Below are 17,639 nucleotides of genomic sequence, written 5' to 3'. Positions count from 1 at the left end.
TTTTTCTTAACGATGAATAAAAACTTTTTTTTGAAATCATCTTATGTTCGAAAACTTAAAAGTATTAGAGTTGTCAAGTGTCTTGGCGGGCCCTTTAACAGGGACTTTCTTTGCAGAGTTGGGTGCCAAGGTTATTAAAATAGAAAATAAGCTCACCAATGGTGATGTTACAAGAACATGGAAACTCCCAACAGAATCTAAAGAAAGGCCTGTATCTGTCTATTATAGTGCTGCAAATTATTCGAAAGAAAGTTTACTTCTTAACATAACGGATGCTACAGATTATGATATTTTAATTCATCATTTGAAGGATGCCGATATTGTCATAAGCAATTATAAACCGAATACTGCTAGAAAACTTAAATTGAGTTATGATGATCTAAAGCCCTACAATCCAACGCTCATTTATGCAGAACTTACAGGTTTTGGTAATGACAATCAAAGACCGGCGTTTGATGTGGTTTTGCAGGCTGAAACCGGATTTATGTATATGAATGGTGAACAGAATAGAAACCCAGTGAAAATGCCAGTGGCTCTAATCGATATTCTCGCTGCGCATCACTTAAAGGAAGCCATTCTTTGCGCCATGATTAACAAATTAAAAACTGGTAAAGGAAAGCATATCAAAGTATCACTTTACGAGAGTGCATTGGCTTCTTTGGCAAATCAAGCGACGAATTGGTTAATGGAAAAGCATATTCCACAACCTATGGGCACCCAGCATCCCAATATTGCACCCTATGGAGATATGTACACAACAAAAGATGACAAATTACTTGTTTTGGCCATTGGTTCAGATAAACAGTTTGAAAATCTATATAATCTTTTAAAAATAGAATATGATGGGTTTGAAACCAATGCCCAACGTGTAACTAAAAGAGTCGCTTTAAACCTTAAAATTAGTGAGTGCATCGTCCAAAAAACAGCAAGGTATTGGGTGTCTCATCTTGAAAAAAACAACATCCCTTATGGCATTGTAAAAAACATGCAAGAGGTTTTTAGCGATAGCAAGGCAAAAAAAATGTTGTTACATGATGTTATTGAAGGTGTTGAAACGGTTAGGGTGAAAACGGCACTTGTTTAGTTGTTGCCATGTGCTTTGTTCCACTGACTACAAAATTAAAGGTAGAATAAGAGCATCACTTTTCCAATCTTGCTGTATTGTTTATAATTACGTAGTTCTACATATTGATTTCTTGATACAGAAAAACTAACTTCGCTTACAAGTGCTAAACTAGCTTTAGTATCATCCAATAAGTTTAATTATAACTGAACACATATAAGTTTCAAAATATTATGAAACAATTTATCATTCTATCATTTACTTTTTTAATTCCATTATTGTCCATTAGCCAAGATTTGAGTGGAAAATGGAGTGGTGAAATTATACAAAATAATAAGCCTTATGACTGGGACATGGAGGTAAATATTATTCAAAATGGGTATATGCTATCAGGAACATCAGTATATGTTCAAAACGATTTAAATTGCTATACATCTTACAAATTTGAGGGTTCAATAAAAGAAAATATTATAGAAATAAAAGAAAATGAAGTTATAAAAGTGCAATTTAGCCCTGAATCGGGATTTACAGGTTCTTGCCTTAAGAGGTTTAGAGGTAGTATCAAAGTAGACGAAATAGATAACGAATTAACTATAGTAGGAATATGGGACTCCACTAATACTTATGATGCTATTAATAAAAAATTCATGAATGGAAAATGTTATCCAGGAACATTCAAGCTAACTAAAAGCAGAATTGATAACCAAACTCAAAAAATAAAGGAAGAGCAAATAACTACTACAGATTCAATTAATTACGAAACCATAGAGTTGAATAAGAAAGAAGTTAAACTTTTTACAAAAGATATCAAGATTAAGGTCTGGGACAGAGATGTAGAAGATAATGATAGCATTAATATTTATTTAAATAGCAAAGTTTTAGATTCAAATTTAGGTCTTTCTAATGAAGGTAAATTTTTTGATATTGAGCTGCAATTAGGAGAAAACATTATCGAAATAGAAGCCTTAAACATAGGAACTAATCCACCAAATACTAGTGCCGTTGGTATTTTTGCTGACCAAAAACAGTACATTATCAAACTTTCAGCTAGTAAAGGAGAGCGAGATTCCCTCAAAATTATTCTAGATTAATTATTTCTAATTTTGTTAGTTAACAAAAAAATTATTGATTAAGATCGACGGTGTAAATACGTTTTGCAATAGCATATATGGTTCATGCCCTGGATAATGAACAAATTTGGAGTAATTAGGACTTTCAAATAAATGCTTAGACCATAAACCAGCACAATAAGTGTAACTCAATTTTATTTATATTCTTACATTAAATCTTAATCCCTTATCTTAGTCTAAGCACAAAACCATATTATGAAAGCAACTATTTTAGTGCAACAATCCAAATTAGTGCGACTTGTTCTAACTAGTGTAAAACTGTAACATTTTCAATTCTAAGTGGTCTTTGAATCATATCCATATGATCACTTAGAATGATACGACTACATACCTTACTTTATTTTAGTCTTTTTATAACACTCTTTTTATCTGCCCAACAACAAAGACAAATCTTCGAATTTAACTATCAAAATCAAACGCTGAATGGTGTTTTAGATATGCCTAAGGATACTATTCCTAGAGGTTTGGTGCTTATTATGCATGGTTCTGGTCAAACTAATGCCGTTGCTCAAAATTGGTACGCCGATATCAGAACAACTATTGTAAATAGTGGTTATGCCACTTATATGTGGGATAAAATAGGCTGTGGACAAAGTACAGGTACGTTTAGTTATGGTCAAACCGTATACGATAGTGCTTCCGAGGCTATTGCAGCTATTAATGTGCTTAAAGAACAGAAAATTTCAGGATCAGATAATATTGGATTATATGGTGGCAGCAGAGCCAGTTGGGTCAATCCAATCATCATTAATCAATATAAAGACATTGCCTTTTGGATTTCGATTAGTGGTGTAGATGGTAAAGAAAACTTTAAGTACCTCTTAGAAAATAACTTACGTATAGAAGGAGTACCAAAAGATTCCATTAGTTTATTAACTGATGAATGGTCAAAAGCGACTAAGATTCAATATACTGGTGGTAGTTTTGAAAGTGCTAAAAAAGCGGCACCAAATCTAAGTAAGAATGCATTTATATTGCGATTTAATGGTGGTCCTTACAAGGAAGAAGCATATTATAAGTATCAGGAAACAGCCATAACACAAAAGCTCGATAAGGTCACTGGATTACCCATAGTCATTGAAAATTTTGATACCATGTTGATGAATATCAGTTGTCCTGTTTTAGCCCTATTTGGAGAGAAAGATATGCATGTCGATTGGAAAAAAACCAAAGCACTTTATGAAAGCACGCTTGGTAAAGCTACTGAGTTGACTATAAAATCATTCCCAGAAGCTAATCATAATATGTTTAAGTGTAAAACAGGTGGCTTTTATGAATTTCAAGACAATGACTTAACTTGGGAGCGACCAGAAGGGTTTTTACAAACTATATCAGATTGGTTAGCTGACCTGTGAGATGACTTCTCTTCAGATATCCCAAACATTCCCTAATTTTAAAATTAAATTCAATTTTTTGTGACATTTTTTAATGTCTTACGTTTTTAAGAAAACTAACCTATCGAAAACTAATTTTTGGAACGTTCAGAATTAATAAGAGCATGCAAGCAGAATGATCTAAAAGCGCAGATGCAAGTATATCAGATGTACAAGGATATGCTGTATAACGTGAGCTATAGGATTATTAAAAACGAACACGATGCGCAGGACGCTGTGCACGATGCTTTTATAAAAGCGTTTCAGAATATGTCGAAGTTAGAACATGACCTTAACCTTGGGCCTTGGTTAAAACGTATCGTTGTGAATTGTGCTTTAGATTTTTTAAGGAAGCAAAAGAAATTAAGTTGGCTACACGATGCCAATCAACTTCCAGAAACAGAAGACACACAAGACGATTACGAGGAAAAGTCTTTAAAGTTTGAAGACGTTAAAAAAGCGATAGCTAATTTAAAGGATAAATACCGCATCATTATTGTGCTGTACCTCATTGAAGACTATTCCCATAAGGAAATAGCACAGCAATTGGGCTTAAAGGAAAGCACGGTACGCAATCAATATGTAAGAGGGAAACGTCTTTTAAAGGAACAATTGCAAAATAGTATTGTATTATGAGTTTAGAGAAATTTGTTAAGGAGCACAAATCCGACTTTGATGACCAAAAAATGCCAGAAAGTGCATCTTTGGATTTTGAAGCTCGACTAAAAAAGGAACTTCATCCATCAGGTCGCGTAAGACGATTACACATTATTAGATATGCCTCTATTGCAGCAAGTGTGGCATTACTGATCACTGTTGGTTATTTCTACAATGAGCAGATGAAGCAAAATGAGATTAGAGACAATCTAGTAACTGCCTTAGATGAGAGTGATACCAATAGTTCGCGTTTAGAAGCTATTTACGACATAGAAGATGAGTTTCAGAATAAAAAAGAGGACGAAAAAATTCTCAATGCGTTTTTCAAAATCCTAAAAGAGGATTCTGATGCTAATTCTAAGATTGCTGTTATCGATGCGCTATTAAAGTTCCCGGATAATCAAATGGTTAGAAATAACCTTATTGATGCTCTAGGTACCGAAAATGAACCTATCGTACAACTTAAGCTCATAAAATCTATCGCTATCTTAAGAGAACAACGTGCCAAAGCACCGTTGCAAAAAATTATGGAGGATAAAGAATCTTTACCATTAGTAAAAGACAATGCATCAGCATTATTAGCCATGTTAAATCAATAATTCGCTTACGCTAGCCAACTTCGCCATAGTTGCTATGGCTACGAAGGCTGAAAAAGCTACGGTGAACTAAAAAACGAACAGAAATGAAAAACATAATCACAATAGTTACACTTCTTTTAATCACAGGAGTAACTCATGCACAAGACAAAGAAAAACGAATTAAATTCAACAAGGGGACTTTAAAAATATGCTCCAATTCGCATATGACCATTAAAGGCTATGATGGGGATGAGGTGGTCATTAAGAGTCTTGACCAATCAGGCTTTTCCTATTATTATAGTTTTGATAACAAAGACGGTAGTTTAATAAAGAGAGAACGATCATTAGATTCATTAGAGGAATCATCAGGGCAAAGTTTTTATCTGTTATCCTCAAAATATAAGGATGCAGAGTTAGAGAAAGGTTTAAAACCATTAGGCAATAAATCCACTAATCCGGCAGATAATCTGTATTTAAATATTATAGAAAAACCCGGAGAGTTAATCATTAAAGACTATGATTATAGTGTATCGGATAAGAGCAAGGTAGATGGTTACTCGTATTTTGTCAAAGATAAAAAAGGGAAATCGAAGAAAGATGTCACAACAAAACTCAATAGCTTTTTTCAAGCCAATAATAAGTATGAAATATTAATTCCAAATAGCATTAAACTATCGTGGAATGCTGAAAACTGTAAAAAGAAAAATTCAAATACTTTCTTCCTGAGAACAACATCTGAACCATGGACATTATCAGATTTTAAAGGAGACGTAGAAATCTCCACGTCCTACAAATCTATTAACCTCACCAATGTGGATGGGCCAGTTATAGCTAATACCATTGGAGGCAACATCACAGTAGTTTTTGATGAGGCCCCTAAAAAGTTATACTCATTGGTAAGTAATGATGGCTATATAGATGTCACTTTGCCTAATGGTGTTGATCTCAACGTTGATGCCACTGGATATCGCATTTTAAGCAATATTGATTTTAAGGTGTTAAACGAAACCATAGTTAACGGCGTAAAAGGGATGGAGCTTCAGTTAAAATCTGGCAATACAAAGATGAAATTAGACGCAGGTTCAGGAAGCGTTTATTTAAGAAAGCAAGATTAAATCTTAAAAAATCTAGTTATCCAGCTAGATTATCTTCACATTTTTTAGAATTAATAGTTCTAAAACCTTAAGCACTGCATGGTAATTTATGATAATTCCATGCGGTAGCTTATAAAAATTCATCAAAAAATTAATTTTAAAAATTCGATTATGCGCATATTATGCTATGTCGCAACCCTATTTATTATTAGTGGTTGTCACGGTCAAAAGAATGAAAAGAATAAAAGTTTAAAAGAAAGAATCTACAGAATAGAAAATGGTCTTCAGTCCAATTTAAGAGTTCAATATGGGGATAGTGTAAGTATTAAATACTATAATATTGAAGAGCGAATAAAGGAATTAAATATTCATGGTGTTAGTATAGCTGTTATGAATAATGGTGTTGTAGAATGGGCTAAAGGCTACGGCATGGCAGATACTAGTGAGAATAGAAAGGTTACGGCAAAAACCTTGTTTCAGGCAGGTTCTATTAGCAAACCTATTGCGGCTACTAGAGCGCTTCAACTTGTTGAACAAGGCCAACTCAATTTAGATGATAACGTCAATGACGTTTTAAAACGTTGGAAAGTACCAGAAAACGAATTTACAACCAAAGAGAAAGTGACTTTAAGGCGTCTTTTAAATCACTCTGCAGGACTTACCGTTCATGGTTTTCCGGGCTACTCTGTTGATGATAAAATCCCTAGTATTTTAGACATATTGGATGGCAAGGGTAACACGGACCCAGTACGTGTCTTTAGGGAACCTGGCGAAAAGGTAGGTTATTCTGGTGGTGGTTATACCATAATGCAACTAATGCTTACAGAAATAGAGCAGAAAAATTTTTATGATATTATGCAAGACGAAGTGCTCAATCCTCTTGGTATGACATCGAGTACTTATGAAAACCCACTGCCAAAGGCTTATCATGGTATAGCAGCTGCGGGTTATAAATCTGATGGTTCTCAAGTAACTGGAAAATGGCACACTTATCCAGAAATGGCTGCTGCTGGACTCTGGACAACACCTTCTCAACTTTTGTTATGGGCAAAGGAAATCCAAAACACCTATCAAACCCAAAAAGATGGCTTTTTAAAGACGACAACGGTCAACGAAATGCTTACCGATTATGGTAATAATCAAGGTATGGGTCCTTATGTGGTTGAGCATTTGTTTGGGCATGGTGGCTCGGACGAAGGCTTTGTATCCGACCTAAGAATTTGGAAGGAGCATCCTATTTCTGTAGCAATTATGGTTAATTCTGATAAAGGGAATGATATTATAAAAGAGATATTTTTGAGCATCGCAAAAGAATATGATTTACCAGGAGTCTACCCAAGATTAAGAAAGTATAATGAACAATCTAACGAGCAACTATTACGCTATGTTGGCGAATATCAATTTTCCGAGGACATCACATCCGAAATCATTGTAAAGGATAATGGTTTGGAATTTAGAGGAGGTCTTGTGACCAATTCTATTTTTTTATTACCAGAGTCAGATACCTTATTCTTTAGTGCTAAAACAGGATTATATTTTGAATTTAGTTTTGAAAATGAATCGGTAACAAGTATGAAAGTTACTAGGTATAATGGTAAAAAAGTAAAATAGCAATAATATTTTATGTAGCAGGTGTAACAATTATGTGATAAAGTTATCTTTAGTTTAACAAGTTGAAAAATAATAAGTGTTATACAGCATTTATATAATTTTCATACTAAAATCATATACGATATATTATTTTTATGAATATGTTGAAAAAAATAATTTTTAAAGATGAAGTGAAAAAAATTCTCCTGGAGCATATTCTTATTGGTCATATAAAACCTGGAGAACGCATTTCACTTCCTAGTGTTGCTTCAGAATTAGAGCTAAGTGTTACACCGATTAGAGAGGCGCTAACGCAGTTATCAGAAACAGGTATCGTTAATTACATTGCCAATCGCGGTTTCTTTGTGATGGAATTGTCTATTACTGAAGCTAAAGAGATTTATAATCTAATGGCTGTACTAGAGTGTAATGCCGTTAAAAATTCATCGTATACCTCCAAACAAATTGAAGAATTAAGACGTATAAATGCTGCGTTTATAAATGCGAAAAACGCTTTAGAAATGTTGGATTACGACCGCTTGTTTCATCAAAAACTCATTGAGACCTATAATAATGGGTTAGCCATCAAAATCATTGAAAACCTCAGGGTGAGAATCAGTTTGTATGATTACGCCTTTTGGAACGAAGACCAAAAGTTAACATCAATAGCTATGCACGAAAAAATCATTGGTCATTTGGCCTCTAATAATATTAATAAAGCAGTAGCTAATGTCGAAGATAATTGGATTCAAGGTGTGCAATACATCATTGATAAACTCAAAAAGAATCAATCAAAATAACTAAAAACCATAATTTTAATAATGAAAAAAACACTGTACACCATCGTTTGCCTCCTTTTACTTTTCAATTGTAAAGAAAAAGAAGAAGAAAAAAATTTACTTTCCCCAGAAGCTTTAAAAATTGAAGAGACCGTACTTAAACAAAAAGAGTTGTTTGATGCACCTGGTATAGTGATTGGTATGATAAAAAATGATACTATTATTTACAAGGGTGCTCATGGAGTAAAAAGCTTAAATACCAAGGACTCATTAACAACGACATCTTTATTTCATATGGCTTCGGTGTCTAAGCCTTTTGTAGCTACGGCTATTGTCCAATTGGTAGAACAAGGGAAGGTTGATTTAGATGAAAAGTTGACGCATTATCTGCCTTACTATACGATGGCTGATGAGCGTTATAAGGACATTACCATAAAACAGATGTTAGCGCATACTTCGGGTATCCCTAATACTGGTGATTATGAATGGGACAAACCACAATATGATGATGGTGCGGCTGAACGCTACGCTAGAAGTCAGAAAACCGAAGTATTGGATTTTGAGCCAGGTACAGCATATAGTTACAGTAATCCTGCTTTCGATATTCTATGCGATGTCATTGCTAAAGCATCTGGGATGACTTTTGAGGACTACATGAAACAACATATTTTTGAACCTATTGGTATGAAGAATAGTACCTTCTTTAAGCCAGAAGTGCCTAAGGATTTGGCAACGCAACCCCATGTCTTTGGAGATAGTCTTCAAAATGAAGTAAGTGACATTTATCCTTATAACAGAAGGCATGCAGGAAGCTCAACTTTACATTCCAATGTTGAGGATATGCTACTGTGGGCGCAAGTCTATTTGAATAAAGGTATGATCAACGGAAAGCAAATTTATAGCGAAGCATCCTATGAGTTATTAACGACTGTACATACGCCTAAAGACGAAAGAAAGGTATGTCTAAGCTGGTTTCCTGGAAGGATTAACGAGTCACCTATTTACTATCATAATGGTCAAGATACGGGATTTAATAGCTTCTTTGGGTTTATGCCAGAGAAAAAGTCGGCTATCGTCATGATGACAAACACAGACTATTTCTGGAGACAAAGTAATGCGGCAATTATATTAAAGAATATCATTTTTAATGATACGCTTCGAACACGTGGGCCTATTCACTTCAAACTAAAAGATTATGTTCTTACAGATGGGATTGAAAAAGTCAAAGAAGTCTATTTTGAAGAAAAGCAGAAATCACCACAGGATTACACGTTTGATAGTGGAGGTATAGATGACTTAGGCTATTGGTTAATAGATAGAAATTATTTGAAAGAGGCATTGGAAGTATTTATGTTTAATACCGAATTAGAACCTGAGCATGCAGGTTGGGTAGATAGCGTGGCCGATGCTTACAAGGCCATGGATAGCATAGATTTGGCCATAAAATGGTATGAAAAAGCCTTAGAAATGAAACCTGATCAAGACTTTTCACAGAAGAAATTAAAAGAACTTCTTGAGAGTCAACCTAAAGGTTAGAAGAATAATTCATAAGTTTTAAGAGGCTTATTTTAATGCTAATGTTTTGGCATTGAATTTGTTTGTAACAAATCAGTAGATTTTACTACTAACAAGTAAAGGAATTATTAATCTTAAAACGAAAACGATATGATACAATATAAAGGAGCACTTGTTTTAGGTGCTTTAATAGGCGCTGGTGTTGCAGTATTATTCGCACCAGACAAAGGCAGTGAAACAAGAGACAAATTAAAAAAAGAAGGTAAAGAAGTTAAAGATCAGTTGGTCAGTGATTTTAAGGAAGTAAAAGAAGATATGTCTGAAGCGGCAAAGTCTGGTAAGGACAAGTTTAAGGAAGATTTGAAAGAATTTGCTTCTAAAACCAGTTACAAAACCGAACAAGCCATTACCTTTTTAGAAAAGCAATTAGCGATTCTTAAAGAAAAGAACAAGACCCTACAACAGCCGAGTTAAAAGTTTTTAAAAATGGTCGCTTTAATATGCGGCCATTCTTCTTTTAGTATACCATAGCAGCAAGTACTTCGTCTAAAACTGTCTTTCATAAGCGTATCCTTACGCAAAATACCCTCTAGTGTTGCACCTAATTTTTCAACAGCGCGTCTCGATTTAGTATTGCGTTCATCAATTCTGAATTCTACCTTTTCAAATTCCAAGGTTTCAAACGCATATTGAAGCATTAAAAACTTCATGTTGGCATTTAACCCAGTACCTTGGAATTCATGACCAATCCAAGTCCATCCAATATGTAATAATTTATTTTTCCAGTGGATTAATCCAAAGCGTGTAGAGCCAGCATAAGCTTCCTTTTTTTTATCATAAATGATGAATGGAATTATGGTTTTATGGTAAAAGCCATCCACTGCCAATTGTACATAGGCTCTTAATTTTTTGGGAGTTGAAATATCGGAAGGGGAATAAAAGATAAGGTCTTTTTCTTGGGCGATGTCTTCAAGATGTTGGTAATTGGTCAGGTCTAAAAGACTCAATCGTACACGTTTGTTTTCAAGGCTTGGTGCTTTCATAGTACTTCATGTTCTGTCATTGCGAAGCTACGCAAAAGCGTAGCTGTGGCAATCTGTTTGTTAGTGGTTGTTAATTTAATAAGATTACCACGTCATTCGTTCCTCATTCCTCGTAATGACATTTCAATTTTTTCTATCAGTTCCAGTGTCCCGACTGCTAACGTTGGGCGTATCGAGAGATGACGTTTGTCTTAAACTAGGTGATTTATATATTCAACATTAACGATATGCTTGCCTTCAAAATGAAGTATGGTCACACGTTGACCAAATAAGTCTTTCACTCTCTCCGTCTCATGGGCTATTCTGTTTTCATCTAAATATTCATCTTCAGTACCGTAAATGAGCTTCACTTTTGTATTTGTATTTAAATACTCAAAATCTTCAGCAGTCAACTCCTTTGGAATACCACCAGAATGCAAAACCAACTGCGAACATTGTAATTTTCTGTAAGCCATATAGCGCATGGCAACACTGACGCCTTGCGAATAGCCAAAAACGATGAGGTTAAGATGCTCTGGAATTTGCTCGGCTTCAAAAATAGAGTCAAAATAGTTAAGGATATTCTGCATTCCGGCCTTGGTATTGTCTCTTGTTAACCAATTGGCACCGACGTGCATTTTAGGCTGAATGTAATATTTACTGGGTGCTTGTGGTGCTATAATATAATTTTCCTCAGGATTAAGATCTTTAAAGTAACGCATAAAATAACGGCTTAAATAGCCCATGCCATGGCATACAAACCAAACGGTTTTGGTAGCCTCCGTTAGCATATTTAAAGTAGAGTAGGAGTTACTTGTTTGATAGGTGATTTCTTTTTCTTCCGAATTCATTATTCTTGGTAGTTTCAGTATTTTTGTAATCGACAATAAAACTACTCATTTTATATGCAAAAATCTAAAGAAGAGTTCCTCGTAAGAGTTAATGCGGTTAGTAAAAACACATTAATGGAAACTTTAGAAATTGAAATTGTTGATTATGGTGATGATTTTTTAGTGGCACGAATGCCAGTAACACCAAGAGTGCATCAACCCGATGGTGTTTTGCATGGTGGAGCCACAGCCGCTTTAGCGGAAAGTGTCGGTAGTTTTGCCTCACATATTTTTACGGATTTAGATAACTATTTTGTAAGAGGGTTAGAGATTACTGCCAACCACCTTAAAAGCGTAAAAGAGGGTTATGTCTATGCAAAAGCAACATTTTTGCACAAAGGTCGTACTACGCAATTATTGGATATAAGAATTACGGACGAAGCTGATAATTTAGTGTCTATTTGCAGGCTTTCGACTATTTCATTGCCAAAGAAGAAGTAGATTAATGACTGTAGATTCTTTTTTTGAAGCCTTAGAACATCAGTATAAGAAGCGATTACCTTTTGTGGTCTATAGTAGGCCAATCAATTCGATTATTAAATGTTGGTTGCAAAACGATGACCAATTACACACTACAACTGATTTTTCGGAAAGCGGTTTTGTGTTTGCGCCATTCAATCTAAATAACAAAAGTATATTATTACATGAAGATCAATGTGAATACCATGCACTGGAAATTAATGCTTTAGAGACGAAGAATCATTTTGAATCAGCCTCGATAAATCATAATGATAAGGAGCGTCATATTAGCCTTGTTACAAAGGGTATAGCAAATATCCAAAGTAACAATTTAGAAAAGGTAGTATTATCTAGAAAAGTAGAACAACCTTCGGGTTCAGATCATCCAATCGAGGTGTTCAAAAGACTCTTCAATACTTACAAGAACGCCATGGTCTATTGTTGGTATCACCCTAAAATAGGACTATGGTTGGGTGCGACTCCAGAGCTGTTGTTCAAAGTAGAAGGAAAACGTGTAACAACTATTTCATTGGCTGGAACGAAACCATACTCGGAGAATGATCAGTTACCATGGACGGATAAAGAGTATAAAGAACAACAAATCGTTACGGATTATATTACGACACAACTAGCACCTTACACGAGTCAAGTAAGCATTACGGAGGTAGAAACGGTAAGGGCAGGTAACCTTTTACATCTTAAGACCTACATTAGAAGCATCATTAAAGACGATTATAACCTAAAGTCAATAATCGAAGTTTTACATCCTACACCAGCCGTTTGCGGTTTTCCAAAACAAGAAGCGAAAGACTTTATTCTAAATTATGAAGGTTACAACCGAGAATATTATACAGGATTCTTAGGGGAACTCAATTTGAAACAGTCTATAACCAGAAATACGAATAGGAGAAATGTTGAGAATAATGTGTATGCCATAATAAAAACACACTCTAATTTTTATGTAAATCTACGTTGCATGCAGCTTAAGGTTGATAAGGCCATCATTTATGTAGGCGGTGGAATTACAAAGGATTCCGTTCCGGAAAAAGAATGGGAGGAAACCGTAAACAAAGCCAAAACAATCCTTAACGTTTTAAGCTAAAATAAAGAGATTCCTTATTTTTGTGGTTTGATGAAGTACTCTAAAATCCCATTGGCTCAAACGGTTGTTACCGAATGCAAAACACATCATGTGAAGCACATTGTGATTTCACCCGGTAGTAGAAATGCACCATTAACCATTGGGTTTACTCATGATGATTTTTTTGAGTGTTATAGTATCGTAGATGAACGTTGTGCTGCTTTTTTTGCTTTAGGAATTGCACAACAATTAGAGGAACCAGTTGCTGTGGTTTGTACCTCTGGTAGTGCCTTGTTAAACTATTATCCGGCAATTTCTGAAGCCTACTACAGCAATATTCCACTTGTGGTTTTATCAGCGGACCGACCAAAGCATTTAGTTGACATAGGAGACGGACAAACAATAAAACAAAAAAATGTCTATGGAGAGCATGTTTTGTACAGTACGAGTTTGAAGTTAGACCTTAAAGAGGATAGTCACAAAGGGCAAGATGATGAATTGCCCATTCTTAAGAGTATAGAGAATAAACTCGAACATTTCCTTGGACTTCAAAAAGGAATTCAGACCTATAATGAATCCGAAGTCCACGATGCTCTAACAGTAGCACGAATTAATTCTGGACCAGTACATATTAATATTCCTTTTGATGAGCCTTTATATGAAACCGTTGATGAATTAACCATCAATCCCAAACCTTTTAGCTTAAAGGATAGAAAAGAAGCGGTTGATGATTTTGAGATTAAAAGTTTGCTGGATATTTGGCACTTAGCCAAGAGAAAAATGATTCTGGTTGGTGTACTTCAACCAAATTCTGTAGAAGAACAATGGTTGCAGGAATTGGCTGATGATGACAGTATTTTGGTCTTTACGGAAACCACCTCCAATTTACACCATTGTGATTTTTTCCCTGAAATTGATAAAATTATTGCTCCTTTAGAGGAGAAGGAATTTGAATTGCTACAACCAGATGTTTTACTAACGCTTGGAGGTTTGGTAGTATCTAAAAAGATTAAGGCCTTTTTACGACAATATAAACCACAACACCATTGGCATGTTGGTGCATTTAGCGCAAATGATACATTTTTTAGTTTGGATAAGCACATAAAACTATCAGTTAATACTTTTTTTGAAGCCTTCTTTCCCCAGATTGAGTTCCATGCGAAAAGTGATTATAAAGCATCTTGGCTAGCCGTAAGACAAAAGCGTCGTCAACTGCATGACCACTATTTAAAGACCATTCCATTTTCAGATTTTACGGTTTTCAATATCTTGCTCAAGAGTATTCCAAAGCAAAGCCAATTGCAAGTTGGTAATAGTTCAGCTATTAGATACACACAATTGTTTCAATTGAGAAAAGATATCACAGTGTTTTGTAACCGAGGAACCAGTGGTATAGATGGTAGCACCAGTACAGCAATTGGTGCAGCTGTCGTTAACAAAAAGCGCACAACATTTATTACTGGCGATTTAAGTTTTTTCTATGACAGCAACGCACTTTGGAATAATTATATTCCTAACAATTTCAGAATCATAGTTGTTAATAATCAAGGAGGTGGAATTTTCAGGATTTTACCTGGTCATAAAAACACTAAAAATTTCGATATGTATTTTGAAACTAAACATAATTTAAAAGCTATTCAACTTTGTGATATGTTTGGGATTGAATATCTAAAGGCTTCCAATGAAGAAGACTTAAATACGGTTTTTGATTCATTTTATGAAGCTTCAGGTCGTCCAAAATTATTAGAAATATTTACGCCTTCAGAAATCAATGACGAGATTCTTTTAAACTACTTCAAATTTATAAAGTAATTTTTAGGTTAAATATCAATTAGACGTGACCATATCATTTTTTGTGTGTCTAAAAAATACTTACCTTTAGAGGAACAATAATATTTAACCTAAAACAAATAACAAGATGAGTAAAAGAGATGAATTAATCGCCAAGTATGCTGCAGACTTAAAGGAAAAATGCGGTGTAGATGCTGATATGGATTTATTAACTAAAGTCACTGTAGGATTAGGACCTTCAATTTACAATGCTGATTCATCTACAGTATCTGGTTCTGATGAAAAAGAATTAGCTACTGTAAAGAACAATTTTTTAATTAAAAAATTGGGGCTTAGCGAGAGTGACGATTTAGATGGTGCCATTGCATCCGTTATGGATACCTATGGGCAATCTAACAGAAACAAATACAGAGCAGTTGTGTATTACTTATTAGTAACACATTTTAATAAAGCATCTGTTTACTAAATAATTAAGTATTAGGCACACAAATCATATATCGACGCTGTAATTGTACAATTGCAGCGTTTTTCTTTATATAAAAATTCGTTTCAGTATATCGCTAATATCAATACCTTTGTGCCATGGTACATTTAGGCGAATACAATACATTAGAGATTTTAAGGGATACCGAACCTGGTTTGTTTTTAGGTGATGGTGATGAAGGGGAGGTTCTGCTACCTAATCGTTATGTGCCTGAGGAATTTGAAATCGGTGACCAACTAGAGGTTTTTGTTTATCTGGATAATGAAGAGCGACCTGTTGCCACAACAGATAAGCCTTATGTAAAAAAGGGGGACTTTGCATTACTGCGTTGTAATCAAGTCACCAAGTTTGGTGCTTTTTTAGATTGGGGCTTGGTGAAAGAACTATTCTGTCCGTTTAAGGAACAAGCATTTAAAATGAAGGCAGGCGGATGGTATTTGGTTTACTGTTATTTGGATGAAGAAACCGAACGCCTCGTCGCTTCGAGTAAAACCAATCGCTTTTTAGATAATAAAGAATTAACAGTTTCCCAGTTCGATGAGGTAGATTTAATAGTCTCTCATCCTTCAGAAATAGGAATGAATGTTATTGTGAATAAAAAACATTTGGGCCTTGTCTTTAAGGATGATATTTATAAAGATATTAGTGTTGGTGATCGGCTGAAAGGCATTGTAAAGAAAGTACGTCGCGATAATAAACTAGATATTTCCTTAAGCGAAATAGGGTATAGAAATATTGAGCCCAATGCAGAATTTATTTTGAATGCATTAAAGGATAACAATGGTTTTATTCCTCTTCATGATAAGTCGAGTCCAGAAAACATTAAAGAACAGCTTCAAATGAGCAAAAAGAGCTTTAAAAAGGCTATTGGCTCACTTTATAAAGAACGGCAAATAGAGATAAAGGACGACGGTATATACCTTAAGTAGAAATCAAGTTGTTATAAATATTACTTCTTCAACCTATTCTACGGTTTCTTCCAAGCTTTAAAATGTATTTCCGTTAAACTCAAAAAATGATTTTCTATTTCAAAAACAGGTTTAGTAATTGTATTATAAACTACAAATCAATTATTATTAATTCCTTATTTTTGCTGTCAAATTATTGAGAAAAATGAGTCATATAGATTGGAAAGTTGCCAAATCTTATAAAGATATAACTTATCATAAATGTAATGGCGTCGCTAGGATAGCATTCAATCGTCCAGACGTGCGAAATGCCTTTCGTCCAAAGACGACTTCAGAGCTTTACGATGCGTTTTATGATGCCAATGAAGATGTAAACATTGGAGTCGTATTATTAAGTGCAGAAGGGCCATCTTCTAAAGACGGCGTCTGGAGTTTTTGTTCGGGTGGAGACCAGAAAGCTAGAGGTCACCAAGGTTATGTTGGAGATGACGGTTACCATCGCTTAAATATTTTAGAAGTACAACGCCTTATTCGCTTTATGCCCAAGGCCGTGATTGCTGTAGTTCCTGGCTGGGCTGTTGGTGGCGGACATAGTTTACATGTCTTATGTGACCTGACACTTGCTAGTAAAGAACATGCCATTTTTAAACAAACCGATGCTGACGTTACGAGTTTTGACGGAGGTTATGGCTCGGCTTATTTAGCCAAAATGGTGGGGCAGAAAAAAGCAAGGGAGATATTTTTCTTGGGCAGAAATTATTCAGCGCAAGAGGCCTTGGACATGGGAATGGTCAATGCAGTTATTCCACATGACGAGTTAGAGATTACCGCTTATCAGTGGGCTCAAGAGATATTGGCTAAGTCACCAATATCTATAAAAATGCTGAAATTTGCTATGAATCTAACCGACGATGGCATGGTTGGTCAGCAAGTATTTGCTGGCGAAGCAACACGTTTGGCTTATATGACGGATGAAGCAAAAGAAGGTAGAGATGCCTTTTTGGAGAAAAGGAAACCTAACTTTCCAAAAAAATGGATCCCATAACCTATGAGTTGGTATGAAAGAAATTAGACCATGGCTTTCTGCCATGAGACTCAGAACACTTCCGCTTTCTGTTTCAGGAATTATCTTAGGAACCTGTTTCGCCTATTATAATGGCCGTTTTAGCTGGTGGATATTGGTTTTGGCAATATTAACTACTATAAGTTTACAGATACTTTCAAA

18 protein-coding genes are annotated in these 17,639 nt (G+C 35.0%); 16 read left to right on the top strand and 2 right to left on the bottom strand.

All coding sequences use genetic code 11. The features are described from left to right. Positions 1–43: 43 nt before the first annotated feature. From Q0992_RS07070 to Q0992_RS07025, 10 genes are all read left to right on the top strand, one after another. Positions 44–1,084 (top strand): CaiB/BaiF CoA-transferase family protein, encoded by a 1,041-nt coding sequence (locus Q0992_RS07070; protein ID WP_299521634.1) that lies wholly within the window; start codon positions 44–46, stop codon positions 1,082–1,084. Positions 1,085–1,296: 212 nt separating this feature from the next. After that, a complete protein-coding gene (locus tag Q0992_RS07065; RefSeq protein ID WP_299521633.1) occupies positions 1,297–2,154 on the top strand; it encodes a hypothetical protein in 858 nt (285 codons plus the stop codon). Between the two features lie 353 nt (positions 2,155–2,507). Beyond that, entirely contained in the window at positions 2,508–3,548 is a 1,041-nt protein-coding gene (locus Q0992_RS07060; RefSeq protein ID WP_299521632.1) for an alpha/beta hydrolase, read from the top strand. A 117-nt stretch (positions 3,549–3,665) separates the two neighbouring features. Continuing rightward, a complete protein-coding gene (locus Q0992_RS07055) occupies positions 3,666–4,202 on the top strand; it encodes an RNA polymerase sigma factor (RefSeq protein WP_299521631.1) in 537 nt (178 codons plus the stop codon). Beyond that, positions 4,199–4,822, top strand: a complete 624-nt coding sequence (locus tag Q0992_RS07050; protein ID WP_299521630.1) for a HEAT repeat domain-containing protein — start codon at positions 4,199–4,201, stop codon at positions 4,820–4,822. The genes Q0992_RS07055 and Q0992_RS07050 overlap by 4 nt, the downstream gene beginning before the upstream one ends. 83 nt (positions 4,823–4,905) lie before the next feature. Continuing rightward, a complete protein-coding gene (locus tag Q0992_RS07045) occupies positions 4,906–5,916 on the top strand; it encodes a hypothetical protein (RefSeq protein WP_299521629.1) in 1,011 nt (336 codons plus the stop codon). A 150-nt stretch (positions 5,917–6,066) separates the two neighbouring features. Further along, on the top strand, positions 6,067–7,506 hold the full coding sequence (locus tag Q0992_RS07040; RefSeq protein WP_299521628.1) for a serine hydrolase: 1,440 nt from the start codon (positions 6,067–6,069) through the stop codon (positions 7,504–7,506). 170 nt (positions 7,507–7,676) lie between these two features. Further along, positions 7,677–8,285, top strand: a complete 609-nt coding sequence (locus tag Q0992_RS07035; protein WP_299521627.1) for a GntR family transcriptional regulator — start codon at positions 7,677–7,679, stop codon at positions 8,283–8,285. A 21-nt stretch (positions 8,286–8,306) separates the two neighbouring features. Next, positions 8,307–9,800, top strand: coding sequence for a serine hydrolase (locus Q0992_RS07030; RefSeq protein ID WP_299521626.1), 1,494 nt, complete (start codon positions 8,307–8,309; stop codon positions 9,798–9,800). Positions 9,801–9,929: 129 nt separating this feature from the next. Continuing rightward, positions 9,930–10,253, top strand: coding sequence for a YtxH domain-containing protein (locus tag Q0992_RS07025; RefSeq protein WP_299521625.1), 324 nt, complete (start codon positions 9,930–9,932; stop codon positions 10,251–10,253). Here the strand turns inward: Q0992_RS07025 and Q0992_RS07020 are convergent. Together Q0992_RS07020 and Q0992_RS07015 are read right to left on the bottom strand one after the other, a co-directional pair. Further along, positions 10,250–10,822 carry a GNAT family protein gene (locus Q0992_RS07020; RefSeq protein WP_299521624.1) on the bottom strand — a complete coding sequence of 191 codons (573 nt, stop codon included), beginning with the start codon at positions 10,820–10,822 and terminating at the stop codon, positions 10,250–10,252. The two genes, Q0992_RS07025 and Q0992_RS07020, sit on opposite strands and share 4 nt — an antisense overlap. 191 nt (positions 10,823–11,013) lie before the next feature. Next, positions 11,014–11,652: an esterase gene (locus Q0992_RS07015; protein WP_299521623.1), complete on the bottom strand. Its 639-nt coding sequence runs from the start codon at positions 11,650–11,652 to the stop codon at positions 11,014–11,016. A gap of 54 nt (positions 11,653–11,706) precedes the next feature. Here Q0992_RS07015 and Q0992_RS07010 point away from each other — a divergent pair, with 54 nt between their 5' ends. From Q0992_RS07010 to Q0992_RS06985, 6 genes are all read left to right on the top strand, one after another. Then, the gene (locus Q0992_RS07010) at positions 11,707–12,132 is read left to right on the top strand and encodes a PaaI family thioesterase (RefSeq protein WP_299521622.1); all 426 of its coding nucleotides are present in this window, start codon (positions 11,707–11,709) and stop codon (positions 12,130–12,132) included. Positions 12,133–12,136: 4 nt separating this feature from the next. Next, positions 12,137–13,252, top strand: coding sequence for a chorismate-binding protein (locus Q0992_RS07005; protein ID WP_299521621.1), 1,116 nt, complete (start codon positions 12,137–12,139; stop codon positions 13,250–13,252). Positions 13,253–13,282: 30 nt separating this feature from the next. Further along, positions 13,283–15,043, top strand: a complete 1,761-nt coding sequence (gene menD, locus Q0992_RS07000) for a 2-succinyl-5-enolpyruvyl-6-hydroxy-3-cyclohexene-1-carboxylic-acid synthase (protein WP_299521620.1) — start codon at positions 13,283–13,285, stop codon at positions 15,041–15,043. Between the two features lie 106 nt (positions 15,044–15,149). Then, positions 15,150–15,488, top strand: coding sequence for a DUF2853 family protein (locus Q0992_RS06995; protein WP_299367353.1), 339 nt, complete (start codon positions 15,150–15,152; stop codon positions 15,486–15,488). A gap of 116 nt (positions 15,489–15,604) precedes the next feature. Continuing rightward, positions 15,605–16,435, top strand: coding sequence for a S1-like domain-containing RNA-binding protein (locus Q0992_RS06990; protein ID WP_299521619.1), 831 nt, complete (start codon positions 15,605–15,607; stop codon positions 16,433–16,435). 184 nt (positions 16,436–16,619) lie between these two features. After that, positions 16,620–17,459, top strand: coding sequence for a 1,4-dihydroxy-2-naphthoyl-CoA synthase (locus tag Q0992_RS06985; RefSeq protein ID WP_299521618.1), 840 nt, complete (start codon positions 16,620–16,622; stop codon positions 17,457–17,459). The last annotated feature ends 180 nt before the right edge of the window (positions 17,460–17,639 follow it).

The sequence above is a fragment of the Winogradskyella sp. genome (assembly GCF_028289625.1).
In the GTDB taxonomy this organism is placed as follows: Bacteria; Bacteroidota; Bacteroidia; order Flavobacteriales; family Flavobacteriaceae; genus Winogradskyella.
This window is presented reverse-complemented; position numbering and strand designations above follow the sequence as displayed.